The organism is Microbacterium sp. 22195, from assembly GCF_052056515.1.
GTDB lineage: Bacteria > Actinomycetota > Actinomycetes > Actinomycetales > Microbacteriaceae > Microbacterium.
Genome location: NZ_JBQEPE010000010.1, coordinates 1 through 22,222, shown reverse-complemented (window position 1 = coordinate 22,222; position 22,222 = coordinate 1). Strand labels below are relative to the sequence as shown.

Here is a 22,222-nt window from a genome sequence, read left to right as displayed (position 1 = left end):
TTTACCGTGGGCCATGGCCTCGATCCTCCCGTTCCCCTCACCCCGCACCCCTCGTCAGCCCGAGCCGCTGTGGCGCGAGCTGCTCGGCGCCGAGCTGCGCCGGCTGCGCCACGAGCGCGGTGACACCCTGACCGAGACCGCCGAGGCCGCCGGCGTCTCGCCGCAGTACCTGTCGGAGATGGAGCGGGGCCTGAAGGAGCCGTCGAGTGAGATGATCGCGGCGGTCGCCGGCGCTCTGGACTCCTCCCTGCTCGAGCTCACCAGCGCGGTGGCGCAGGGCCTCCGGCCCGCCGAGACCGCCGCGCAGCCGGCCACCGGCGGTGCGTTCGCCCTCGCCGCCTGAGGCATCCGGCGGCCCAGCACGCTCAGCATCCGGGATCCGGGAACACCTGCACGACGCGGGAACGGATGCACGACCGGATCGCCCGGATGGTCGTGCATCCGTTCCCCGATCGTGCATCCGTACCGAGCCGGACCCGGGCGCCGACCTGGATGCCATCACCGGATGCCGTCAGCGCGGCGCGAGCACCTGGTCGATGAGCCCGTATTCCAGGGCCGTCTGCGCGGTGAACACCCGGTCGCGATCGGTGTCGGCGCGCAGCGCCTCGACCGTGCGCCCGGTGTGATGCGCGAGCACCTGCTCCATCTCGGAGCGCACGCGCACCACCTCGTCGGCGGCGAGGATCAGGTCGGGCACGGCCCCGCGGGTCTGCGCCGCAGGCTGGTGCAGCACGATCCGGGAGTGCGGCAGCGCCGAGCGCATGCCGGGCGCACCGGATGCCACCAGCAGGGCGCCCACGCCGATCGCCTGGCCGACGCACGTGGTCGTGACGCGTGGGCGGATATGCTGCATGGTGTCGTAGATCGCGAGGGCGGCGCTCGGGTCTCCCCCGGCGCAGTTGACGGAGAGCTGCACGTCGCTGTCGGGGCTGTCCGCGTCCAGGTGCAGCAGCTGGGCGATGATCGTGTTCGCGACGCCGGCATCCACCTCCGTTCCGAGGTAGACGATCCGCTCCGCGAGCAGATGCGAGTAGACGTCCATGATCCGGTCGCCGCGCGGGTTCTGGGCGATCACGTTCGGGATCGTGTAGCCGCTCATCGCGATTCCTCCTTCTTCTCCGTGACGGTGCCGGCGGGTTCGGCACCCAGCCCGATCCGCGTCCGGCGCCGCGGGAGCACATCGGCGAGCGAGGTGACGACGCCGTCGATGAAGCCGTACTCCAGCGCCTCGTCTGCGGTGTACCAGTGGTCGTGCAGCGAGTCCTCGAACACGCGCTCGCGCGGCTGCCCCGTGTCGTCGGAGATCAGGCCGATCACGGTGTCGCGCATGTGCCGGAGGTCATCGGCCTGCACCTCGATCTCGACCGCGGAGCCGCCGATGCCCGACGACCCCTGATGCAGCAGGATGCGCGAGTGCGCCAGCGCCCGCCGCTTGCCCTTCGTGCCCGCCGAGAGCAGGAACTGCCCGGCGCTGCAGGCCAGTCCCAGCGCGACGGTCGCGACGTCGTTGGGGATCGCATGGATGATGTCGCGGATGCCGAGCATGGCCGGCACCGAGCCGCCGGGCGAGTGGATCCAGAGCGCGATGTCGGCCGCCGGATCCTCGGCGGCGAGGCTGAGCAGCTGGGTCATGAGCAGGGTGCCGTTGTCGTCGTCGAGCGGTCCGTCGAGCACGAGGACCCGCTCGTGGAACAGCGCGCGACGCGCCTCGGCGCCGAACTGCGGGATGGGCTTGTCATCGGTCATGGCTCCAGCGTGCGTCCGACGGGTCTCCGCTGTCGCGTGAATCCGCCTCGGGCGGATCCGCTGTCGGCGGAGCAGCGGATGCCCGATCCTCAGCATCCGCACCCTCCTTCTCTTCGTCCGCAGGCCACTGCGACCGTCCGGATGCCGATTCACCTGCTTTCGACATCCGGACGTGCGAGTCGACCTGCGGACGAAGACGATGGCGTCTCCCGGATGCGGGAGAATCGGCTGTGCCCTCGAATTTCCGCTGGATGCGGCTGCGCCCGCAGGAACTCGCCCTCATCGCCATCACGGCGGTCTGGGGCAGCACGTTCCTGCTCGTGCACTGGGCGATGCAGCACTCCGACCCGTGGTTCTTCGTGGGGCTGCGGTTTCTGGTGGCGGGGCTGGTCAGCATCCTGATCTTCCGTCACGCACTGCGCGGAATGCGCTGGACCGACATCGCCGCGGGCGCCTCGATCGGCGTGATGATCTACGGCGGCTACGGCCTGCAGACCCTCGGCCTGCAGACCATCAACAGCAGCACCTCGGCGTTCCTCACGGCGCTGTACGTGCCGATGGTGCCGTTCGCGCAGTGGATCTTCTTCCGCAAGCGCCCGCCCGCCATGGCCTTCCTCGGCGCCGGGCTCGCCTTCGTCGGACTGCTGCTGATCGCCGGACCGGACGCGTTCTCGCTGTCGCTGGGCGTCGGCGAGACGGTGACGCTGATCAGCACCATCCCGATCGTCGGCGAGATCATCCTCATCAGCGTGTTCGCCGGTCGCGTCGACCTGGGACGCATCACCATCGTGCAGCTGCTCACCGCGGGTCTGCTCGGGCTGGCGACCATGCCCTTCGTCGGCGAGAGCCTCCCCGCCTTCGACTGGGCATGGGTGATCGCCGGCGTCGGCCTGGGCGTCGCGAGCTGCATCATCCAGCTGACGATGAACTGGGCGCAGAAGTCGGTCTCGCCCACGCGCGCCACCATCATCTACTCGGGCGAGCCCGTGTGGGCCGCCGTGATCGGGCGCATCGCCGGGGAGCGCCTGCCCGCGGCCGCGCTGGTCGGCGGCCTGCTGGTGGTGCTGGGCATCCTGGCCAGCGAGCTGCGCATCGTGCGGCGCCGCCCCCGCGACGAAGCCCCGCCCGCCTGACGCGCAGGCGGACGGGGCCGGTGCCGCTGACGTCAGGCCGCGGCCAGGGCCCGACGGTGGTTGACGCGGTGCCCGATCCACAGACCCATCGCGATCAGGCCGGCCAGTGCGATGCCCAGCATCCAGGGGAGGGTCGTCGGCGCGGCGCCGGCGGTCGCCGAGGCGAGCTGCATCGAGCCGTCCGCGAGCTTCCCGCTGCCGTCCGCGAGCTGCGAGACGCCACCGGACAGCGTGTCGCCGCCCGAGGCGAGCTTCACGGTGTTCTCCTCGAGAGTCTTCGCGCCGTCGGCGAGCTTGCCGATACCGGTGTTCAGATCGGATGCTCCGGAGCTGAGCTTCGCCGTGCCAGCCGCCAGCCCTGCAGCGCCCGAGTCGAGCTTGATCGCACCCGAGCTCAGCTTCTGCGTGCCCGCGTTGAGTCGCTGCGCGCCGCCCGACAGCTTCTGCAGCCCGGTGGCGAGGTCGTTCGCGCCGCCTGCCAGCTTGACGTTGCCGTCGCGAAGATCGGATGCTCCGGCCGCAAGGATCTGCGTGCCGGACGACAGCTGTGCTGCGCCTCCGGCGAGCCGCGCGTTGCCGGCGGACAGGTCCGCCGCGCCGCCCGCGAGGTGGCCCGCACCCGTCGACAGGTCTGCCGCACCGTCCGCCAGGTTCGCCGTTCCCGTGTGCAGGTCGGCAGCGCCCTTGGAGAGGCCGCCGGCGCCGAGCGACAGGTCGCCCGCGCCCGCCGAGACCTGCGCCACACCGGCCGCCAGCGTCTTCGCGCCGAGAGCGAGGTCGGCGGCGCCGGACGAAAGTCCGACCGTTCCCGGCCAGCCCTGCGCGGCGTCGCCGTTGACCAGCGCCGTCGCTCCGCCCGCGAGGGATGCCGCACCGGCGGATGCTCCGACCAGACCCTGCGCGAGCTGAGATGCGGCAGCCGTGGGAGCGGCCATGCCCTGCACCTGCTGCTGCACGCCCGCGGCCAGCTTGGCGAGCTGCGCCAGCTGCGCATTGTCCGGGTCGGCCGCGGCGAGCGCGGCGAGCGAGTCGGCCAGCTGCTTGGCATTGCCGGGCGCGGAGGCGGCGAGGCCGCTCAGTTGCCGCGCGGTGCCGGGGTCGGCCAGGGTGCGCACCTGGGCGGTGACGCCGAGCGACAGCGTGCCGCTCAGATCGGTGGCGCCGGCGAGCAACCGCTGGGAGATGTCGTTCGCGGCGGCGACGCCGGCGGAGACGCCTGCCGCGCCGGCGGAGACCTGCGCCGCGCCGACGTTCGCCTGTGCGGCGCCCGCCGCCAGCGAGCTCGCGCCCGTCGACAGCTTCTGGGCGCCGGCGGAGACCTGCTGAGATCCGTCGTTCACCAGAGCCGCGCCGCCTGCGACGAGCGAGGCACCGTCGGAGAGCTGCTGTGCGCCACCCGCGACCTGGGCGGAACCCTGGGCGGCACCGGCGGCACCGGCCGCGAGCGCGGAGGCTCCGTCACGGGCATCCGCAGCACCCGCGGCGAGCTTCTGCGCGCCGATGGCCGCCGAGCCCGCACCACCGGAGAGAGCGCGCGATCCGTCGTAGGCCTTGGCGGCACCGGCATCCAGCTCTGCGGCTCCACTGGCGGCCGTCGCCGCGCCGGAGCTGAGCGGACCGGTTCCGTCGGCGAGCTGCTGCGCGCCCGCCGCCGCAGTGAGGAGCCCATCGCTCAGCTGCTGCGCTCCGCCCTTCGAGGATGACGCCCCGTCGGCCAGCGTCGAGGTGCCGTCGGCGAGCTTGCCGGCCCCGCTCGCGAGGGTGTCCGCACCTTCCGCGAGCCGGGTGGTGCCGTCATGCGCCTTGGCCGAGCCGTCGGACAGCTGCGCGGCGCCGGCGGCGATCTGTCCGGTGGTCGCGAAGTACAGGAACACCATCGCTGCCAGCAGGATGCCGAGAACGGTCACGAAGATGCGCATGCCGATGCCGTGCGCGTGAGGGGTACCACTCGTCATTGAGGACTCCTAGGGTAGGGGCGTCGTCGCCACGGGTGAGCGTAGGGGGCGGACACCATCGGACGCCGTTCCTTGCGGTTCGGCACTCAGTGTCATCGCTATTGACGCTCAGTCAATTGTGGACTCCCCACAATCCGCCCATGGGAGAGCCCCGTCTCCGACCCACCCCCGTTCGGGGGTGAACTCCGTCGCGCTTCGGGTCGATGATGGAGGGATCGAGCAAGGGAGCCTGAGATGACACGCGACGCCACCGCCGCCACGAACGCCGTCCGCGAGATGCGCGACTTCCTCTTCGCGCACGGCGACGACTACGACGGTGCCCGCGCCGGGTTCGCCTGGCCGCAGGTGGACTCCTTCAACTTCGCGCTGGAGTGGTTCGACGTGGTCGCGGGCGAGAACCCCGACCGCCCTGCCGTGCAGATCGTCTCAGCCGACCTGTCGGTGCAGAGCTGGAGCTACGGCCGGCTCTCCGAACGCTCGGACCAGGTCGCGAACTGGCTGCGCGACCTCGGGATCCGCCGTGGCGACCACCTGATCGTGATGCTGAACAACACGATCGAGCTGTGGGAGATCATGCTCGCCATCACCAAGATCGGCGCGATCGCCATCCCCACATCGACCCTCCTGTCGGCATCCGACCTGGCCTACCGCATCGACCACGGCCGGGCCCGCGCGGTGGTCGCGCTGGGCGGCCTGGCGGATCGCGTCGAGGATGCCGACGTGCTGCGCATCGCGGTCGGCGACACCGCCCCGGGCGACGCCGCCTCCGGATGGCACGACTTCGCCGCGTCCGCCGATGCCGCCACCGTCTTCGAGCCGGATGGCCCCACTCCGGCATCCGACACCGCCCTGCTGTACTTCACCAGCGGCACCACGAGCCGGCCGAAGCTCGTGCAGCACACGCACGTCTCCTACCCCGTCGGCCACCTGTCGACCATGTGGTGGCTGGGCGTGCGGCCCGGCGACGTGCACCTGAACATCTCCTCGCCCGGCTGGGCCAAGCACGCCTGGTCGAGCTTCTACTCGCCCTTCCTCGCCGAGGCGACCGTGTTCGTCTACAACTACGACCGCTTCGACGCGAACACCCTCATGCAGGTGATGGACACGCACCATGTCTCGACCTTCTGCGCACCGCCGACCGTGTGGCGGATGCTGATCCAGGCCGACCTGTCGAGACTGACGAACCCGCCTCGTGAGCTGGTCGGCGCGGGCGAGCCGCTGAACCCCGAGGTCATCAACCGGGTGCGCGAGGCGTGGGGCAGCACGATCCGCGACGGATACGGGCAGACCGAGATGACCGCGTGCGTGGGCAACTCCCCCGGGCAGGTCGTCAAGGACGGCTCGATGGGTCGGGCACTGCCCGGCTATCCGGTGGTGCTGCTCGATCCCGTCACCGGCGAGCCCGCCGACCACGAGGGCGAGATCGCGCTGGACCTGTCCGAGGCTCCGCTCGGCCTGATGTCGGGGTACTACGAGGATCCGGAGAAGACCGCCGAGTCGCGTGCCGGTGGCTTCCACCACACCGGCGACATCGCCGCACGCGACGCAGACGGGTACCTGACGTACGTCGGACGCGCGGATGACGTGTTCAAGGCATCCGACTACAAGATCTCACCGTTCGAGCTGGAGTCCGCCCTGCTCGAGCACGACCTCGTCGTCGAGGCGGCGGTCGTGCCGAGCCCCGACCCCACGCGCCTGGCGGTGCCGAAGGCGTACGTGATCCTGCACGGTTCCGCAGGCAGCGGAGCGGATGCCGAGCATGCCGCGGCCGCGCAGATCTTCGGCTTCGCGCGGGAGCGGCTCTCCTCGCACCTGTGGGTGCGGATCATCGAGTTCGTGCCGGAGCTGCCCAAGACGATCTCGGGGAAGATCCGCCGCGTGGAGCTGCGCGCACGGGAGGCCGAGCGCGTGGCATCCGGCGACACCACGGGACAGCACCTGGACCGCGACCACCGCTGAGCGCGCGCGGAGCCGCCGCGTGGGTCAGGCGACCGCGACGACGTCCGTGCTGAGCGTGGCCGGGCGCCCTTCGTCTCGCTGCGCTCGCTCAGGAGCTGGAGCGGATGCTGCTGCCGGGGCCTTCGCGGCGGCCGACTCGGCCTCGAGCTCGACGCGCTCCGCCGCTGCTGCGCGGCGCGCGAGCAGCGGGGCGAGGACGACGCGGAGGACCATTCCGGCGATGAGTGCGACGCCCAGGCCGATCGCAGCGACGAAGAACGGCGTCCACAGCGAGGCGAAGGATGCCGAGACGCTGAGCAGCGCGCCGACGATCCACACGCCGATCGCCCCGCCTGCGAGCCCGGCAGCGCCACGAGCGATCGCGAAGGCTGCGACGAGCGCGCAGGCGAGAGCGATGACTGCTCCGGTCACTCCGATCGGCACGAAGACCGACACGAGCGTGTTGGTCAAACCGAGTGTTGACATTCTGACGACCCCCCGTCACGGACACGCATCCGCGTGCTCCTGACCTCAAGGTTACGCGGGTGGATTCGCGGAGTCACTCCCCCTGAAGAACGATTCGGCATCATCCTGAAGGATGACGCGTGAACGCCCGGTGACTCAGCGACGGGTGCGGCGCGGCAGGCGCAGACGGGTCAGGCGCGGCGGCACCACGGGCACGGGCGCGGTGAACACGGCATCCACCACCATCGATCCGTCGGTGGGCCCGATCACCGGGATCGGCGTGGTGAGGGTGGTCTCCAGTGGCGCGACCGGCATCGTGGCGAGGGCGCGATGCGCACTGACGTATGCGGGAGCGAGCAGGGCGACCGCGCCGAGCCAGGCGAGCGGATTGCTCATCGCGACGCCCTCGAAGCCCCACACGGCGCCCAGGGCGAGCGCGGCCACCACACGGGCGATCAGCTCGATCACGCCGGTGACGGTCGGCACGAGCACCCGGCCCAGCCCCTGCAGCACCCCGCGCAGCACGAAGAGCACGCCCAGCAGCACGTAGGTGGAGCCGTTGATGATCAGCATCAGGTGCGCGTAGTGCACGACGCGGTCCGCGCCGTCGCCGACGAACAGCCGCACCACCGGGACGCCGAGCGTGATCATGATCGCGCCGAGCACGAGCGAGGCGATCACCGCCATCCACAGCGCCTGGATCGTGCCCCGGCGCACCCGGTCGGGCCGGCGGGCGCCGAGGTTCTGCGCGGCGTACATCGAGGCGGCCAGTCCCAGGGAGGCCAGCAGCGCAGTGGCCAGGCTGTCGACGCGCGATGCCGCGGTGTAGGCGGCCACAGCATCCGCCCCCAGCGTGTTCAGCGCGATCTGGACGATCAGCGCGCCGATCGCGATGATCGACGCCTGGAAGCCCATCGGCAGACCCAGGCGCAGGTGCTCGGCCAGGTCGGCACGCGACACCTTCCAGTCCGCACGGTGCACGTGCAGCACGGGCACGCGGCGCCACATGTACAGCAGGCAGAGCAGCACCGAGATGGCCTGCGCGACGACCGTCGCCCAGGCGGCTCCCGCGACACCCCACTCCAGCGTGCCCACCATCAGGATCACGAGCCCGACGTTCAGGGCGCAGGAGATGGTGAGGAACACCAGCGGCGTGGTGGAGTCGCCGATCGCGCGGATGATCGCGGCCAGGTAGTTGAAGAACATGATCGTGCTGCCGCCGATGAAGGTCACCTGCGTGAACGCGGTGGCCTCGGCGATCAGCTCGGGCGGGGTCTGCAGCAGCCGCAGGAACGGCTCGGCGATGAGCGGACCCACCACCGTCAGCACCAGGCTGGTGGCGGCGGTCAGCAGCGTGCCGGTGGCGACCGAACGTCGCACGCCGTGGGCATCCGATGCCCCGAACGCCTGGGCCGTCGGGATCGCGAAGCCGCTCGCCAGACCCCATGCGAAGCCGATGACGAGGAAGATCAGGCTGCCGGTCGCGCCGACGGCGGCGAGCGAGTCCACGCCGAGACGGCGGCCGACGACCACGGCATCCACGAACTGGTACAGCTGCTGCACGACGTTGCCGATGAGCAGCGGCACGGAGAAGGCCAGGATGACGCGCCACGGGCGGCCGGTGATGAGGGTGGTAGCCATGCGGGTCCCAGGGAAGCGGGCGGGCGGGGGTGCGGGTGCCGGAGGCGACGACCGGCACCGTGATCGGTCACGGCGCCGGATCGCAGAAGTCTATCGAATCGTTTCGAGCTTGGGAATGCGCAGGAGCGATATCGTGCGGACCGATGCGGGTCCAGGGGCTTGTCCGCGTGCTCACCGAGACGCTAGAGCAGGGGGATGACACGACTGAGACGCAGCGATCCGCACGGGCCGGGACTGAGCCGGGTCCGCCGCGGGCGCGGCTGGGAGTACCGGATGCCCGACGGCACCCGCATCACCGATGCCGCGCTGCTCGAGCGGCTGCGCGCGATGGCCATCCCTCCGGCGTGGACCGACGTCTGGATCAGCCCGCACGAGAACGGTCACGTCCTCGCGACCGGGATGGACGACGCCGGCCGCAGGCAGTACATCTATCACCCCGCCTGGCACGAGCGGATGGCGAGGGAGAAGTTCGATCGGATGCTGCAGCTCGCCGCCGTGATGCCCGGGGTGCGCGCGGGTGTGACGCGTGACCTGCGCCAGGACGGCTTCGGGCGGCCCCGCGTGCTGGCCGGGGCCTTCCGGATGCTCGACAGCGCGCTGCTTCGGGTGGGATCGGAGCAGTACGCCCGGCAGCACGGCAGCATCGGCCTCGCCACGCTCCGCGGATCGCACGCCCACGTCTCGGCGGAGCGGACGGTGGAGCTCGCGTTCCCCGGCAAGAGCGGGCAGGCGTGGGAGTCGCGGGTCGACGATCCCGACCTGGCGTCGCTCGTCGCGGGCCTGAAGAGACGCGGGCCACGAGCACTGCTGCTGAGCTGGCAGGACGGGTCGGCCTGGCATCCGATCCGCCCGGCCGACATCAACGACGACGTCCGCGAGCGCACCGGAGGGGACTTCACCGCGAAGGATTTCCGCACGTTGCACGGCACCATCGTCGCGGCCACGGAGCTGGCGCGGATCGGCCCCCGCGACACGGACAGCGCGCGCCGCCGGGCCGCCTCGGCGGCCATGCGGGCGACCGCCGCCGCTCTGGGGAACACGCCCGCGGTCGCGCGGTCGGGCTACGTCGACCCGCGCGTGCTCGACCTCTACGACGACGGCATCGTCGTGGATCCCGGTCGCCGCGTGGAGCCCCAGCTCGGAGAGCTCATCGGGGACGCGTGAGCGGAGGCATCCACTCTCTCGGGCCAGCGAGGATCCGGACGACGAGGAACGCGCCTGACCGACGGGAACAGGGCCAAGATGGTGATGTGACCGACATCCTCTCCTCGCTGACGAACCTGCCTGCTCCGCAGTTCATCGAGGTGGGTGACGGGGTCGCGGTGGCGACGTACACGTGGGGCGATCCAGATGCGCCGGTGGTCGTGCTCGTGCACGGCTTCGCGTCGAGCACGGCCGACACCTGGCTGCACACCGGGTGGGTGCGGATGCTGGAGCGCGAGGGCTACCGCATCCTCGGCATCGATCAGCGCGGTCACGGGGCGAGCCAGAAGCCGCACGATTCCGCGGGCTACGCGGTCGTGAACCTGGCCCGCGACATCGAGGCCGTGCTCGACACGCACCTCGTCGACGAAGCGCTCTACGTCGGCTACTCGCTGGGCGCCCGTGTCGGCTGGCAGGTGCTGCAGGATCTCGGCGAACGCATCCCTCGCGGAGTGCTGGGCGGCGTGCCGGACGGCATCCCCCTGGATCGCCTCGACGTCGATCAGGTGTGCCGGTACGCCGACGAGGGCATCCCGGTCACCGACCCGGTCACGCAGAGCTACATCCAGCTGGCCGAGCGAGTGCCGGGCAACGACCTGTACGCGTTGCTCGCCCTCGCCGAGGGCATGCGCGCCTCGCGCTCGATCGACCCCGATCCCGCCCACGCGCCGCAGCAGCCGGTGCTGTTCGCCACCGGGTCGGAGGATGCGGTGATCGAGGGTTCACGCCGCCTGGCCGCGGCGGCACCGCAGGCGAGCTTCTTCACGATCCCCGGCCGGCATCACTTCAACGCGCCGGGATCGAAGGACTTCCGGCTCGCCGCACTGGAGTTCCTGCGGGCGGAGTGAGTCCCGCGGTGGTCAGTCCCGCACGTTGCGGGTCATCGCCCGGATGCCGGCGTAGACGGCGAGCGCGACGACGACCACCAGCGCGAGCTTGGCGATGAACCACAGCAGCGAGAACAGGGCGCTGACGATCCACCACGCGATGACGAGGGCGAGGATGGCGCCGAGGATGCTCCAGATCGTGCTCTTGGTCATCGTTCCAGCGTAGAGGAGTCCCGTGATGGCGCCTGATGCCCTCAGCTCCCCGGAGGCCCGTCGAGAACGGTCGGGATGTACTCGAGCAGCTGGGTGCGGTGGTCGAAGGTGCGCGCCTCGACCAGCTCGAGCAGCACATCGGGATAGGAGTCGAAGATCCGGTCCTGTCCGGTCTTCCCGGTGATCACGGGGAAGACGACCACGCGAAACCTGTCGGCGAGCCCCGCGGTCAGCAGCGAGCGGCACAGCGAGATGCTGCCGAGGGTCCGCAGCGGGCGCTCGGAGGTCTCCTTCAGCTCGCGCACGAACTCGATCGCGTCGCCGGGCACGAGGGTGGAGTTCGCCCAGTCCAGCGGCTCGTCGAGGCTGGACGAGAACACATACTTCTGCACGGCGTCGAGGGAGTCCACGCCCTCCGAGCCCTGCGCGGCGAAGGCCGACATCAACCGGTAAGTGGTCGCGCCCATCAGCAGCGGCGCGTCCCGGTCGGGATGCCCGCCGAGCCAGTCCAGGTATTCGGCGCTCTCCAGGCCCCACCACCCCGGCCAGCCCTCGGCGGCGCCGTAGCCGTCCAGAGACATGATGAAGTCGATCGTCAGGGTCTGCATCGGATCCTCCTCGGCACGCGGTCCATGGCGAGACGGCACCCGCCGCACGCCGGTTCCCGGCAGAGCCTACGCTCCGCCGTCCGGCCGGGTAACCCCGATCTGCACCGTAAGATCTGGTTGCGACGGGCAGCCCGTCGGGATGCCGGAGGAGGGCGATGTTCGAGGGGCCCCTGTCGGCATCCGCTTACGAGGTGCTGGGTGTCGCGGCGAGCGCGTCGGACGACGAGCTGCGCCGGGCGTACCGGCTGCGGCTGCGGCAGACCCACCCCGACACCGGCGGTGATGCGGCGCTGTTCATCCGCGTGCAGCGCGCGTGGGAGCACGTCGGGACCCCCGCCGATCGCGCCGCCTACGACCGCGGGCGCGAGGACGTGTCGTGGGGAGCTCCTGCAGCATCCGCTCCCCGGGCCGGGACGCGGCCGCGCACCAAGGCGTACGGTCAGGCGGGCGGCTGGCGGCGGCTGCGCTACCTGCAGCTGATGACCGAGCACCTCGGGCGCACGGTCACGACGCGCGAGATCTACGATCCGGCCGTCGTGCGCGAAGCACCGTGGGAGGCCCGTCGGATGCTGGCCGACGCCCTCGCCGAGGAGAGCACGGCCGCCGCGATCGCCGACCTGGGCATCGGCTTCACCGCATGGAACGACGTGGTGGCGGGAGCGGATGCCGCGCAGAAGCTCGACCATGCGGTGCTCGGGCCCACCGGGCTGTACGGGCTGGCGTCGGAGGACTTCGGCGACTCGGTGCGGTTCCGGCAGGGCGAGGTGATCGGCCGGTCGGTGGGCGGCGGTACACCCGTGGCGGATCTGCTCTCCCGCATCCGTTTGCTGTCCCGCGCTACACGGGTGCGGTTCGCCGGGGCGATCCTGATCCTGCCGGACGACGACCTGGATGAGCCGGTCACCGTGCTGGGCGCGGTGCGTGGCGTGCCCGTCGCGGTCGTGCGGCGCAGCGCGCTGCGCGCGGTGCTGCGGAGCGGCATCCCCGGGGCACGCGCGATGGGCGTGACCGAGGCCTTCGACGTGCGGACACGCCTGACGCAGACCGCGCGCGTGCTCGTGCCCTGAGGGGCTTCCGCGCGCTCGCTGCGTCCGCGCGGCCGTGTTTCAGGACGACGGCGAGGCGGGCGGCGCCTCGTCGGGCGTGGGCGGCTCCGCCTGTTCCGCCTCGGCGGCGGCGACGGCGGCCGCGATGACCGCGGGAGACCATGCCGCGCCCATCACGATCGTGCGACGCGGCGGCCTCCCCGGGGCGGGGTCTGCCGTCGGGTCGGCGTCCATGACGGGGGCTGATCCTTTCGGCGGCACGAGATCGATGCGCGAGCATCCGCTTCCAGACACTAGGAGCAGGCGCTTCACACACTCCCGGGGCGTGTGTGAAGCGGTGTTTCCCATGCAGTACCGTGACGACATGGATGCCGTGAACGACCCGCTGCCCGACCGTCCTGCGCCGGACAACCCGCAGGGCAAGCTCGTGCTGCTGCGGCACGGCGAGACCGAGTGGTCGAGATCGGGCCGGCACACCGGCCGGACCGACATCCCGCTCACCGCGCACGGCGAGGAGCTGGCCCGCGCTGCCGGCGAGCTGGTGCGCGGGTACGACTTCACGCTCGTGCTGAGCTCTCCGCTGCAGCGCGCGCGGCGCACCGCCGAGCTGGCCGGGCTGGATGCCGAGATCGATCCGCTGCTGGTCGAGTGGGACTACGGCGGGTACGAGGGACGCACGACCAGGGACATCCGTGCGGAGCTCGGCTACAACTGGACGGCCTTCGCCCACGGGGTAATCCGCGGCGAGACCCCCGGCGAGACCGTCGAGGAGGTCGCCGCCCGCGCATCGCGCGTGCTCACCCGGGTGCTGCCGGCGATGGCCGACGGCGACGTCGCGCTCGTCGCGCACGGCCACTACCTGCGCATTCTCACCGCGGTCTTCCTGCGCCAGGCGCCGCGGTTCGCGGCATCCATCTCGCTGGACGCGGGCTCGGCGTCGGTGCTCGGCTTCTCGCGCGAGCAGCCGTCGATCCTCGCATGGAACCACGGCCCGGCCCTGCCGCTGGCCCCGTCGGAGTCCTGAGGCGGAGAGCGGATGCCGGTCGGCCATCGGCATCCGCTCGCGCCGCAGATCAGCGCATCCAGGAGGTGCGGCCGAAGCGCTCCCAGCGCTCGGTGACGTGAGCCGTGCCGTCGTCGTCGAGCGCGTAGACCGAACGACCCTCGATGAAGACCCGTTCGACGTGCGCGTCGACATCGAGCGGGTCTGCGGACCACAGCACGATGTCACCGTCGCGGCCGGTCTCGAGCGCGCCCACGCGGTCGTTCAGGCGGAGGATGTCCGCGGGATTCGCAGTGAGCGCCTCGAGGGCGGTCTCGGTCGGCAGCCCCTCGCGCACGGCGAGGATCGCCTGCAGGCGCAGCTGGTCGATCGGCACCACGGGGTGGTCGGTGGTGATGGCGACCTTCACACCGGCCGCGGCGATGAGCGCCAGATTGCCGATCGCGCGGTCTCGCAGCTCGACCTTGGAGCGCGAGGTGAGCAGCGGCCCGAAGATCACCGGGATGCCCTTCTCGGCGAGCACGTCGGCGATCTTGTGCGCCTCCGTGCCGTGATTGACCACGAGCGTGTACCCGAACTCCTCGGCGATGCGGATCGCGGTGGCGATGTCGTCGTGGCGGTGGCAGTGCTGGTCCCAGAGCAGCTCGCCGGCGAGCACGGCCGCCAGGGTCTCCTTGCCGAGATCGCGCTCGAACGGCTCTCCCTTCTCAGCCGCCGCATCCCGCTTGGCGACGTAGACCTGGGCGGCGGCGAACGCATCGCGCAGCACCGAGGCCACGCCCAGGCGGGTGGCCGGGGTCTTGCCCTTGTCTCCGTACACGCGCTTGGGGTTCTCGCCGAGTGCCGACTTCACCGACACGTCGGCGGCGAGCACCTGCTCGTCGACCGTGCGGCCGCCCCACGACTTGAGCGCGACCGTGCGGCCGCCGATGGGGTTGCCCGAACCCGGCTTCACGACCACGGTGGTCACCCCGCCGCGCAGGGCGTCGCGGAAGCCGAGCTCCTCGATGTCGATGCCGTCGATGGCGCGGAAGCGGGAACCGTTGGGGTCGGTCATCTCGTTGGTGTCGTTGCCGCTCCACCCCTCACCGTCCTCGTGCACGCCGAGATGCCCGTGCGCCTCGACGAACCCGGGGAGCACCCAGGATCCGGCCGCGTCGACGATCTCGGCATCCGCGGGAATCGAGGTCTCCGGGCCTCCCACGGCGGTGATCACGCCGTCGGTGACGACGACAGTGCCGTTCTCGATGGGCTCGGAGCTGACGGGGACGATGCGGCCGTTCGTGACGGCGAGGATGTGGGCCATCCATCCAACCTAGGTCGCGGCAGCCGTTCACCGCGGACGCGATGCCGTGCTCGCGGCGGTCGCGCGCAGCATCCGCCTCCGCGACGGGCAGATCATCGCGTGCGTGTCCGACGTCGATGGTTGGATGACGTCATGGAGATCACGACCTCAGCAGACGGAACCGCCATCGCCTTCACCGCCATCGGGCAGGGACGCACGATCGTGATCGTGAACGGCGCGCTGTCGACGGCCGCTGACGCCGCGCCGCTGGCGCACGCGCTGGCGGATGCCGGCTTCCGCGCCGTCACGTGGGATCGCCGCGCGCGCGGCGCCAGCGACGACCGGCCCGGGTCCGGTCCCGACGACGAGGCAGCGGATCTCGCCGCCGTCATCGACGCGGCGGGAGGAGCGGATGCCGTGCTCGGCCACTCCTCGGGCGCGGTGCTCGCGCTGTACGCCGCGTCGCGGGGTGTGCCGACCGGAGCGCTGTTCCTCTCCGAGCCGCCGATCGACTTCGACGGCTCGGGATTCGGTGACGAGCTGCCGGAGAAGCTGCAGGCGCTCGTCGACGCGGGTACGCCGGAGGAGGCGGTCGCCGCGTTCCAGCTGGATGCCGTCGGTCTGCCGGCCGCGATGGTCGAAGCCGGCCGGGAGAACGGCCAGCTCGCGGCGCTCGCGCCCCTGGGTCAGTCGACGGTGTACGACACGCAGCTCACGCTGCGGCTGCGGCAGCCGGATGCTGCGCTGCTCGACGTCGCACGGCCGGTCACCGTGGTGCGCGGCGAGCAGACTTTCCCGTTCCTGATCGGCGCATCGGATCGGCTGGCGGCGGAGGCTCCCGGTGCCGAGCTCGTGATCGTCCCCGAATCGGTCATGCACCGGCCCGACCCCGCGGCGACGGCGAAGGTGATCGCAGAGCGGCTCTGAGCGGAGCGCGACGGCGGCCTCGGCCCGTCGACTCGTGTCAGTGCCCACCGCGCGGCGTGAAGCAGCCGCCGTCCATGACGTAGCCGCCGACCTCGACGGTGAGCGGGTCGTCCGACACCACGCCGAAGATGCAGCCGCCCTCGGGTCCGTTCGCGCTGAACTCCGTCCCGCGTTCGTCGCCGATCATCTGGATGCCGTCGAGCCCGGCATCCTGCAGGGCGGCCTGCACGGAGTCGGGTGAGACCTCACCCTTCGCGCGCAGCTGCTCGAGCGCAGGACGCAGGGCCTCGACCGCCTCCTCGGCTGCCGCCCGGCTCGAGGCCGGCATCTCCATCCGGTCCCGGTAGCGCTCGTTCTGCGCCATGGCGTCGTCCGGGTCGTAGGGCACGCAATCGGGCGGAAGGTCAGCCGCGTCGATCTGCGGGCATGCTCTCGTCGGGGTCGGCGAGGCATTCGGCGCAGCAGCGGGCGCCACCCCGCCGGGTGTCGCGCCGGCGCAACCCGCCAGCAGCAGGGCGACTGCGCTCGCGAGCAGCAGTCCCGTCATCCCCCTCGTGGCGGCCATGCCCCCATCAGAGCACAGCAGCCCGGATGCCGGAACCCCGACCGTGCGATCGGATCAGCGCTGCACGTCGTAGACGAGCTTGACGACGCCGTTGTCGTAGGCATCCGACTCGCGCAGCTTCAGCTTCCTGCGTCCGAGCGCGTCCGACCGGAAGACGCTCTTCCCGCCGGCGAGCAGATACGGGAACATCAGCAGGTTGTAGCGGTCGATCAGATCGGCCTCGCCCAGGCGGGTCGCGAGCTCCGCGCTGCCGTGGATGAAGATGGCGCCGTCGCTCGTCTCCTTGAGTCGCGCCACGTCCTTCGTGCTGCGCAGGATGTGCTGGGAGCCCCAGCCGTCGACGAGGTCGCCTTCGCCGATCGACGTCGAGACGATGTACTTCGGCAGGCCGTTGTAGTCGGCGTGCTCCGCGGACCGGGGCCAGACCGCCGAGAAGGCGTCATAGCTGCGGCGTCCGAACATCAGCGCCGTGGTCTCGGTCAGCTCCTCGCCCTTCAGCGCGTACACCTCGGGCAGGAACGGGGTGTCGAACACCCAGCCGCCACCCGGGTGTCCTTCACGGGACGAGCCGGGCGAGTCGACGATTCCGTCGACGGTGATGAAGCCGGTGTAGACGAGTTCGCAGGTCATGATTCTCCTTGTGGATGCGCCGCCGTGATGCGGTCTCACTCATACGTCGAACGAGAAGGCATCCGATCGACAACCCACGAGGAGATCTTCTCGGCTCAGTTGAAGTCGCCGCCGCCTCCGCCGCCGAAGTCGCCGGGGGCCATGTCCGCGAAACGGGAGTAATGGCCCTGGAACGCGACGGTGATGGTGGCCGTGGGGCCGTTACGGTGCTTGGCGACGATCAGGTCGGCCTCGCCGGGACGCACGTCCTTGTCGTAGGCCGCCTCGCGGTGCAGCAGGATCACCATGTCGGCGTCCTGCTCGATCGAGCCGGACTCACGCAGGTCGCTGATGGCGGGCTTCTTGTCGGAGCGCTGCTCGGCACCACGGTTCAGCTGCGAGAGCGCGATCACCGGCACCTGAAGCTCCTTGGCGAGCAGCTTCAGCGCACGCGAGAACTCCGAGACCTCCTGCTGCCGCGACTCGACGCGCTTGCCGCTGGTCATCAGCTGGAGGTAGTCGATGACCACCAGCCGCAGACCCGCACGCTGCTTGAGTCGACGGCACTTGGCGCGGATCTCGACCAGCGTCATGTTGGGGCTGTCGTCGATGTACAGCGGGGCGTCGTTGATGCGCCCACGCGTCGCGGCGACCGTCGTCCAGTCGCGTGGGTCGAGCGTGCCCTTGCGCATGTTCTGCAGCGGGATCGCGCCTTCGGCACTGAGCAGGCGCATCGCGATCTCGCTGCGCCCCATCTCGAGCGAGAAGAAGATCGACGGCTCGTTGTGGCCGATGGATGCCGCACGGGCGAAGTCGAGCGCGAGCGTGGACTTGCCCATGGCGGGACGTGCGGCGATGACGATCATCTGACCGCCGTGCAGTCCGTTGGTCAGCTCATCGAGTTCACGGAACCCGGTCGGGATGCCGGTCATCGTGCCGTCACGGCCGTTGGCCGCCTCGATCTCCTCCACCGCCGCGTCGACGGCGATCGTGAGAGGCACGTAGTCCTCGGCGGTCTCGGACCCGGTGACCGAGTAGATCTCGGCCTGGGCGTTGTTGACGATGTCCGTCGCATCGCCCTCACCCGCGTAGCCGAGCTGCACGATGCGCGTGCCGGCGTCCACCAGACGACGCAGGATCGCACGCTCGGAGACGATGCCCGCGTAATAGCCTGCGTTCGCCGCGGTGGGCACGATCGAGGTGAGGGTGTGCAGGTAGTCGGCGCCGCCGGCCCTGCCGAGCTCCCCTGTCTTGATCAGCTCGTCGGTGACGGCGACGACATCCGTCGGCTCGCCGTGCGAGTACAGCGAGAGGATGGCCTCGAAGATCAGCTCGTGCTTGGGAACGTAGAAGTCGGCGCCCTTGAGCGTCTCGATGACATCGGCGACGGCGTCCTTCGAGAGCATCATGCCGCCCAGCGCGCTCTGCTCGGCGAGCAGGTCGTGCGGAGGGGTCCGCTCAGGCGGGCGCGATCCGCCCAGACGCTCGTCAGAGATATCCGCGATCGACACTCGTGCTCCTCCCCCGCCGGTGGCGACTGATGGCACCTTCTCGGCAAACACGACCGGAGTGGATCCGGCCCGCTCGCACAGCGAACCACGAGTCACCGACATCCGGTCTCCACCAAGTTAGGAGCCGCTCCATCCCCGTGCAAGGCACCCTGTGGATAACTTTGTGGAGAGTGTGCGGACAACTCGGGAGTGTCTGTGCAGAACCCCTGTGGAGAACTCGGTGGAGAGATACATCTTCGAGGTTGGATATACCGCTTGATCAGGACTATCTTCATTCACACCCTTGTGGATGAGATTCGACTTCAATGCCAGATTTAAGGTTGACGGCTGGTTACGGGCATGTGCAGAACCTGGGGAAAGTCAAGTCTTGATCTTCCCGCGCGCGCCGGGTTTGTAGAGGATCTCCTCCCGTGTGGACATCCGCCCCCGCACGGGGTATCGTCACAGCGATCGTGTTGCGCGAAATATCGGCGCGACATGCTCCGGGGAAGGAACCACGTGCGGTCAGCGCTCGCCGACTACCGCAGCGCCCGTGTTTGGCTGCTGTGCGGGTTCGGCGCGCTCTTGTGGGCCGCTCTGACCGTCCTTCTCGGCGGTTCCGTGGCCCACGCAGCCTCCGATTCGCCGCATCCGCCGCAGTCCGCATCGTCGTCGTCCGCCCAGCATCCGTTGCACGGCGCATCCGGCCCGCATGCGATGAACGCGCCCGCGCCGGTGTCGCTCCCCGCAGCGGCTGCGGACCTCCCCGCTGGGGCTAAGGACATCGTGCAGCAGGTCCGCGAGCAGGTCGCGGTCATCGTGCAGCAACCGGCCCAGAGCCAGCCCGCCGCTCCACAGGTGCACCAGCCGGCAGCATCCGCGCCGAAGCCGCATCAGTCCGCAGCATCCCCGCAGAAGCCGGCACAGGTCGAGAAGCCCGTCCAGGCCCAGCCATCGCAGATGCGCCAGCAGACCGCGCAGGCCCCGGTACGCGGTCAGGTGCCGGTCCGGCTTCAGAAGGCCGCTGCTGCGCTCCCGACGTCCCTGCAGCGGCTGGCGGACCCCGCACAGACGTCTGACCCGACAGCGGACTTCTCCACCGCCTCCGCGCAGAGCCTGTCGTTCGCGCAGATGGCTGCATTCGTCTCGGACTCGGACTTCTCGGCTGAATCCGCAGAATTGACGATGGAGTCCGCGGGCTTCGCGATGGATTCCTACCGGATCGCTGTGCAGCAGGCTTCCGATGACTTCGCGGATGCTGCGGAACTCTTCGCATCCACGGCTGTCAACGCCCACCAGCACGGCAACCAGACCCTGGCTCACGCGGTGAAAACGGTGCGCGCGGCTCTGAAGAGCCAGTTCGACCAGGCGCGAGGAGACCGCGGGCCCCGCGGCGACCGCGTGCCTGCTGCCGCTGTGGGTCCCAAGCCCGGGCACGCGCACTCCATCGCCGCTCCGCGCGTCGCACACGCCGCCAGCACCACGCAGGCGACCGCGGCACCGAGCGCGCTGGCTGCTGCTCCCCTGCCCCAGACGCCCCAGGGCCCGCCTGCGAAGCACGTGGACATCGCTCCTCGGCATCCGCTCTCCGCACCGCCGGAGGCTTCCTCAGCCGGATCCGGCGGAGGCATGTCTGCGGGCACTGTGCCTGCAGACGTCGGCACCGACGACACACTGGGGATGGTCACTCGCGGGACGCGCGCCGGGCACGAACTGCCGCCGACCGGACCCGTCGGTTCTACCGACGTCTCCCCTGACTGATCAGGACCACTGCGCCTTCTCGACGGCAGCGCTCTGTCTCTCAGAGGCTCTGAGCCGTCGCATCCGACGCGGCTTCGAACGCGTCCGCACGTGATCCAACGATCTGGTCAGGAGACCCGACAATGCGCAGCGTCCTCAGCGACGACAGCCGATTCCGCACGGCATGACGACTTCCGTCGGCATCTGCATCGCCTTCGGGGGAAGGCGATCGGCCGACGGATCGGATGCCACGTCGCGCCCAGCGGCGAATCCCAGCGCCCCGCGCGGCACGGCATCCTTGAGCGACTTCGAGGGGATCCCCTCCCCCTCGTAGTCGCAAACCGAGCGGTCACCGGCCTTCCAGTGCCGGCCGCTCAGGCGGGTGCCTCACTCCCTCATGGTGAGGCACCCGCCCCTTCTTCTCTCCGCCCCTGACAAGGTGCATCCTTCGAGAGATCCGGAGCATCGCCGACGTGCTTCACGGTATGGGGCGCCACTGTCACTGTGAGCGGCTGTCGCTCACGCAGGTCGCTCACGCAGTGGCGTGAACGCCCAGGACGGGTCTAGGCGACCACCTCGAGGGGACCCTCATCGGGCGTCGGGGGCTCGAACTTCGCGAAGTACTCGACCGCCGTCTGCTCGGTGAGCGGCCAGTCGTCAGCCCATCTGCCATGCCGGTCACCGACTCGACTCAGGATGGTCTCGAGACTCGTCGCGATGTAGACCATCTCCGGCACGATGCCCTGGAGAGCGAGCAGCGCACGGTACTCGTCGCGCTGCCGCCGGAACCAGAACCCGAAGTCGAGCACGACGTTGTTCCCCGCGGCGACGTGGTGCAGCAGGCGCACCTTCAGTTCTGCGGCCACCTCGGCAACCACTCGGGCGGAGGGCATCGTGGTGATCCCGCGATCCCAGAACTCCACCTCGAACGACAGGCGAGTCCAGCCCTCGCTCTCCAGGCGCTTCGCGTACGTGGTCTTCCCTGCTCCGCCCGGTCCGCACATCATCACGACGCGGGGTCTCGATGTCTCGTTCGCCACCACCGCGCCGACGTTACGCTCTGGCACCGACGTCGAGACTCACGACGCATGTAGCGGAGCTATGGCACGGATGCTGAGGAGCAGTGGAGACGCGATCGCCGAGCTGCGCGGGAAGGCCGGCGCGACGGGAACGACGACGTCACGCCTGGGGATGTCCAATCGGATGCAGATCTCCCACAGGCAGACTGATGACGGCCGTGGCGCGCTTCCTCCCCCTTGCGCGGCCACGGCCGTCATTCCCTCCGATCAGTCCTGCTGACGCGGCCTCGCGATCATGAGCGAGCCGAGCATCAGGAACAGCAGAGCGGCCAGTCCGAGGACGGACGGCTCGCTCCCCGTGCTCGCGAGGGCGGCGGTGCCGCCCTGCGAGTTCGAGCCCGAGCGGGTCACGCTGTGCACGACGGCCGCAGCCGCGTGCGTCGCACCACTCGTCGAGCCCGACGTACCGGGCGTACCCGGCGTGCCAGGCGTACCCGGCGTACCCGGCGTACCCGGCGTACCCGGCGTACCCGGCGTACCCGGCGTACCGGGCTCACCCGGCGTACCGGGCTCACCCGGCGTACCGGGCTCACCTTCGTCGAGGCCGGGGACGAGGCTGCCGACGGTGTCGACGACCCCTCCCACAAGACCGCCGACGAGAGGCAGCTGACCAGCAGCATCGCCGACATCGTCGACAACCCCACCGATCACTCCCAGTCCCGGGAGACCCGGAACGGTGGGGTCACCGCCGGGGAGACCCGGCAGCTCACCCAGACCAGGAATCAGACCACCGATGGTGTCAACGACAC

At 70.5% G+C, this 22,222-nt stretch carries 23 protein-coding genes; 9 read left to right on the top strand and 14 right to left on the bottom strand.

Going from position 1 to position 22,222, the window contains the following annotated elements; translation table 11 throughout:
* Positions 1–13 precede the first annotated feature (13 nt).
* Positions 14–343 (top strand): helix-turn-helix domain-containing protein, encoded by a 330-nt coding sequence (locus tag ACTJJ4_RS18295; RefSeq protein ID WP_292703986.1) that lies wholly within the window; start codon positions 14–16, stop codon positions 341–343.
* A 168-nt stretch (positions 344–511) separates the two neighbouring features.
* Here the strand turns inward: ACTJJ4_RS18295 and ACTJJ4_RS18290 are convergent, their stop codons facing one another.
* Together ACTJJ4_RS18290 and ACTJJ4_RS18285 are read right to left on the bottom strand one after the other, a co-directional pair.
* Positions 512–1,099, bottom strand: a complete 588-nt coding sequence (locus ACTJJ4_RS18290) for a ClpP family protease (RefSeq protein ID WP_440944652.1) — start codon at positions 1,097–1,099, stop codon at positions 512–514.
* Positions 1,096–1,746: a ClpP family protease gene (locus tag ACTJJ4_RS18285; protein ID WP_440944651.1), complete on the bottom strand. Its 651-nt coding sequence runs from the start codon at positions 1,744–1,746 to the stop codon at positions 1,096–1,098. The genes ACTJJ4_RS18290 and ACTJJ4_RS18285 overlap by 4 nt, the downstream gene beginning before the upstream one ends.
* 230 nt (positions 1,747–1,976) lie before the next feature.
* On the opposite strand from ACTJJ4_RS18285, the gene ACTJJ4_RS18280 reads away from it, so the two are divergent.
* Positions 1,977–2,879, top strand: a complete 903-nt coding sequence (locus tag ACTJJ4_RS18280; RefSeq protein ID WP_440944650.1) for a DMT family transporter — start codon at positions 1,977–1,979, stop codon at positions 2,877–2,879.
* Positions 2,880–2,911: 32 nt separating this feature from the next.
* Here ACTJJ4_RS18280 and ACTJJ4_RS18275 read toward each other — a convergent pair whose 3' ends face one another.
* Positions 2,912–4,834, bottom strand: a complete 1,923-nt coding sequence (locus ACTJJ4_RS18275; protein WP_440944649.1) for a hypothetical protein — start codon at positions 4,832–4,834, stop codon at positions 2,912–2,914.
* A 234-nt stretch (positions 4,835–5,068) separates the two neighbouring features.
* Between ACTJJ4_RS18275 and ACTJJ4_RS18270 the strand changes: the two genes are divergently transcribed.
* On the top strand, positions 5,069–6,793 hold the full coding sequence (locus ACTJJ4_RS18270) for an AMP-binding protein (protein WP_440944648.1): 1,725 nt from the start codon (positions 5,069–5,071) through the stop codon (positions 6,791–6,793).
* Positions 6,794–6,817: 24 nt separating this feature from the next.
* Here the strand turns inward: ACTJJ4_RS18270 and ACTJJ4_RS18265 are convergent, their stop codons facing one another.
* The gene (locus ACTJJ4_RS18265) at positions 6,818–7,243 is read right to left on the bottom strand and encodes a hypothetical protein (RefSeq protein WP_440944647.1); all 426 of its coding nucleotides are present in this window, start codon (positions 7,241–7,243) and stop codon (positions 6,818–6,820) included.
* A gap of 150 nt (positions 7,244–7,393) precedes the next feature.
* The gene (locus ACTJJ4_RS18260; RefSeq protein WP_440944646.1) at positions 7,394–8,878 is read right to left on the bottom strand and encodes an MATE family efflux transporter; all 1,485 of its coding nucleotides are present in this window, start codon (positions 8,876–8,878) and stop codon (positions 7,394–7,396) included.
* A gap of 195 nt (positions 8,879–9,073) precedes the next feature.
* Here ACTJJ4_RS18260 and ACTJJ4_RS18255 point away from each other — a divergent pair, with 195 nt between their 5' ends.
* Positions 9,074–10,042: a DNA topoisomerase IB gene (locus tag ACTJJ4_RS18255; protein ID WP_440944645.1), complete on the top strand. Its 969-nt coding sequence runs from the start codon at positions 9,074–9,076 to the stop codon at positions 10,040–10,042.
* An 86-nt stretch (positions 10,043–10,128) separates the two neighbouring features.
* Positions 10,129–10,929 carry an alpha/beta fold hydrolase gene (locus tag ACTJJ4_RS18250; protein WP_440944644.1) on the top strand — a complete coding sequence of 267 codons (801 nt, stop codon included), beginning with the start codon at positions 10,129–10,131 and terminating at the stop codon, positions 10,927–10,929.
* 12 nt (positions 10,930–10,941) lie between these two features.
* Here the strand turns inward: ACTJJ4_RS18250 and ACTJJ4_RS18245 are convergent, their stop codons facing one another.
* The gene (locus ACTJJ4_RS18245) at positions 10,942–11,121 is read right to left on the bottom strand and encodes a hypothetical protein (RefSeq protein ID WP_440944643.1); all 180 of its coding nucleotides are present in this window, start codon (positions 11,119–11,121) and stop codon (positions 10,942–10,944) included.
* Positions 11,122–11,162: 41 nt separating this feature from the next.
* The gene (locus ACTJJ4_RS18240) at positions 11,163–11,729 is read right to left on the bottom strand and encodes a dihydrofolate reductase family protein (RefSeq protein WP_440944642.1); all 567 of its coding nucleotides are present in this window, start codon (positions 11,727–11,729) and stop codon (positions 11,163–11,165) included.
* A gap of 155 nt (positions 11,730–11,884) precedes the next feature.
* On the opposite strand from ACTJJ4_RS18240, the gene ACTJJ4_RS18235 reads away from it, so the two are divergent.
* Positions 11,885–12,796, top strand: coding sequence for a J domain-containing protein (locus ACTJJ4_RS18235; protein WP_440944641.1), 912 nt, complete (start codon positions 11,885–11,887; stop codon positions 12,794–12,796).
* 39 nt (positions 12,797–12,835) lie between these two features.
* Here the strand turns inward: ACTJJ4_RS18235 and ACTJJ4_RS18230 are convergent, their stop codons facing one another.
* A complete protein-coding gene (locus ACTJJ4_RS18230; protein ID WP_440944640.1) occupies positions 12,836–13,009 on the bottom strand; it encodes a hypothetical protein in 174 nt (57 codons plus the stop codon).
* Positions 13,010–13,121: 112 nt separating this feature from the next.
* Here ACTJJ4_RS18230 and ACTJJ4_RS18225 point away from each other — a divergent pair, with 112 nt between their 5' ends.
* A complete protein-coding gene (locus tag ACTJJ4_RS18225; RefSeq protein WP_440944639.1) occupies positions 13,122–13,799 on the top strand; it encodes a histidine phosphatase family protein in 678 nt (225 codons plus the stop codon).
* 49 nt (positions 13,800–13,848) lie between these two features.
* Here the strand turns inward: ACTJJ4_RS18225 and ACTJJ4_RS18220 are convergent, their stop codons facing one another.
* The gene (locus ACTJJ4_RS18220) at positions 13,849–15,084 is read right to left on the bottom strand and encodes an amidohydrolase (protein WP_440944638.1); all 1,236 of its coding nucleotides are present in this window, start codon (positions 15,082–15,084) and stop codon (positions 13,849–13,851) included.
* 132 nt (positions 15,085–15,216) lie between these two features.
* Here ACTJJ4_RS18220 and ACTJJ4_RS18215 point away from each other — a divergent pair, with 132 nt between their 5' ends.
* Entirely contained in the window at positions 15,217–15,990 is a 774-nt protein-coding gene (locus tag ACTJJ4_RS18215; protein WP_440944637.1) for an alpha/beta fold hydrolase, read from the top strand.
* Between the two features lie 37 nt (positions 15,991–16,027).
* Here ACTJJ4_RS18215 and ACTJJ4_RS18210 read toward each other — a convergent pair whose 3' ends face one another.
* The 3 genes from ACTJJ4_RS18210 to dnaB all read right to left on the bottom strand — a co-directional run bounded on the left by ACTJJ4_RS18210 (position 16,028) and on the right by dnaB (position 18,675).
* Positions 16,028–16,555, bottom strand: coding sequence for a hypothetical protein (locus tag ACTJJ4_RS18210; RefSeq protein ID WP_440944636.1), 528 nt, complete (start codon positions 16,553–16,555; stop codon positions 16,028–16,030).
* Between the two features lie 54 nt (positions 16,556–16,609).
* Positions 16,610–17,185: a dihydrofolate reductase family protein gene (locus ACTJJ4_RS18205; protein ID WP_440944635.1), complete on the bottom strand. Its 576-nt coding sequence runs from the start codon at positions 17,183–17,185 to the stop codon at positions 16,610–16,612.
* Positions 17,186–17,280: 95 nt separating this feature from the next.
* The gene (dnaB, locus tag ACTJJ4_RS18200) at positions 17,281–18,675 is read right to left on the bottom strand and encodes a replicative DNA helicase (protein ID WP_285638479.1); all 1,395 of its coding nucleotides are present in this window, start codon (positions 18,673–18,675) and stop codon (positions 17,281–17,283) included.
* A 498-nt stretch (positions 18,676–19,173) separates the two neighbouring features.
* Between dnaB and ACTJJ4_RS18195 the strand changes: the two genes are divergently transcribed.
* Positions 19,174–20,415 (top strand): hypothetical protein, encoded by a 1,242-nt coding sequence (locus tag ACTJJ4_RS18195; RefSeq protein ID WP_440944634.1) that lies wholly within the window; start codon positions 19,174–19,176, stop codon positions 20,413–20,415.
* Positions 20,416–20,957: 542 nt separating this feature from the next.
* On the opposite strand, the gene ACTJJ4_RS18190 is transcribed toward ACTJJ4_RS18195, so the two are convergent.
* Both ACTJJ4_RS18190 and ACTJJ4_RS18185 read right to left on the bottom strand, forming a co-directional pair.
* Complete coding sequence (locus ACTJJ4_RS18190; protein WP_440944633.1) at positions 20,958–21,461, bottom strand: AAA family ATPase; 504 nt, start codon at positions 21,459–21,461, stop codon at positions 20,958–20,960.
* Between the two features lie 219 nt (positions 21,462–21,680).
* Positions 21,681–22,222: hypothetical protein (locus ACTJJ4_RS18185; protein WP_440944632.1), on the bottom strand; the 542-nt coding region annotated here is incomplete at its 5' end.

What these genes read in the sequence shown, in the direction of transcription:
- ACTJJ4_RS18295 (WP_292703986.1), top strand. Translation starts at nt 14, where the DNA reads ATGGCCTCGATCCTCCCGTTCCCCTCACCCCGCACCCCTCGTCAGCCC.
- ACTJJ4_RS18290 (WP_440944652.1), bottom strand. Translation starts at nt 1,099, where the DNA reads ATGAGCGGCTACACGATCCCGAACGTGATCGCCCAGAACCCGCGCGGC.
- ACTJJ4_RS18285 (WP_440944651.1), bottom strand. Translation starts at nt 1,746, where the DNA reads ATGACCGATGACAAGCCCATCCCGCAGTTCGGCGCCGAGGCGCGTCGC.
- ACTJJ4_RS18275 (WP_440944649.1), bottom strand. Translation starts at nt 4,834, where the DNA reads ATGACGAGTGGTACCCCTCACGCGCACGGCATCGGCATGCGCATCTTC.
- ACTJJ4_RS18270 (WP_440944648.1), top strand. Translation starts at nt 5,069, where the DNA reads ATGACACGCGACGCCACCGCCGCCACGAACGCCGTCCGCGAGATGCGC.
- ACTJJ4_RS18260 (WP_440944646.1), bottom strand. Translation starts at nt 8,878, where the DNA reads ATGGCTACCACCCTCATCACCGGCCGCCCGTGGCGCGTCATCCTGGCC.
- ACTJJ4_RS18255 (WP_440944645.1), top strand. Translation starts at nt 9,074, where the DNA reads ATGACACGACTGAGACGCAGCGATCCGCACGGGCCGGGACTGAGCCGG.
- ACTJJ4_RS18245 (WP_440944643.1), bottom strand. Translation starts at nt 11,121, where the DNA reads ATGACCAAGAGCACGATCTGGAGCATCCTCGGCGCCATCCTCGCCCTC.
- ACTJJ4_RS18240 (WP_440944642.1), bottom strand. Translation starts at nt 11,729, where the DNA reads ATGCAGACCCTGACGATCGACTTCATCATGTCTCTGGACGGCTACGGC.
- ACTJJ4_RS18235 (WP_440944641.1), top strand. Translation starts at nt 11,885, where the DNA reads ATGTTCGAGGGGCCCCTGTCGGCATCCGCTTACGAGGTGCTGGGTGTC.
- ACTJJ4_RS18230 (WP_440944640.1), bottom strand. Translation starts at nt 13,009, where the DNA reads ATGGACGCCGACCCGACGGCAGACCCCGCCCCGGGGAGGCCGCCGCGT.
- ACTJJ4_RS18225 (WP_440944639.1), top strand. Translation starts at nt 13,122, where the DNA reads ATGCAGTACCGTGACGACATGGATGCCGTGAACGACCCGCTGCCCGAC.
- ACTJJ4_RS18220 (WP_440944638.1), bottom strand. Translation starts at nt 15,084, where the DNA reads ATGGCCCACATCCTCGCCGTCACGAACGGCCGCATCGTCCCCGTCAGC.
- ACTJJ4_RS18215 (WP_440944637.1), top strand. Translation starts at nt 15,217, where the DNA reads ATGGAGATCACGACCTCAGCAGACGGAACCGCCATCGCCTTCACCGCC.
- ACTJJ4_RS18210 (WP_440944636.1), bottom strand. Translation starts at nt 16,555, where the DNA reads ATGGCCGCCACGAGGGGGATGACGGGACTGCTGCTCGCGAGCGCAGTC.
- ACTJJ4_RS18205 (WP_440944635.1), bottom strand. Translation starts at nt 17,185, where the DNA reads ATGACCTGCGAACTCGTCTACACCGGCTTCATCACCGTCGACGGAATC.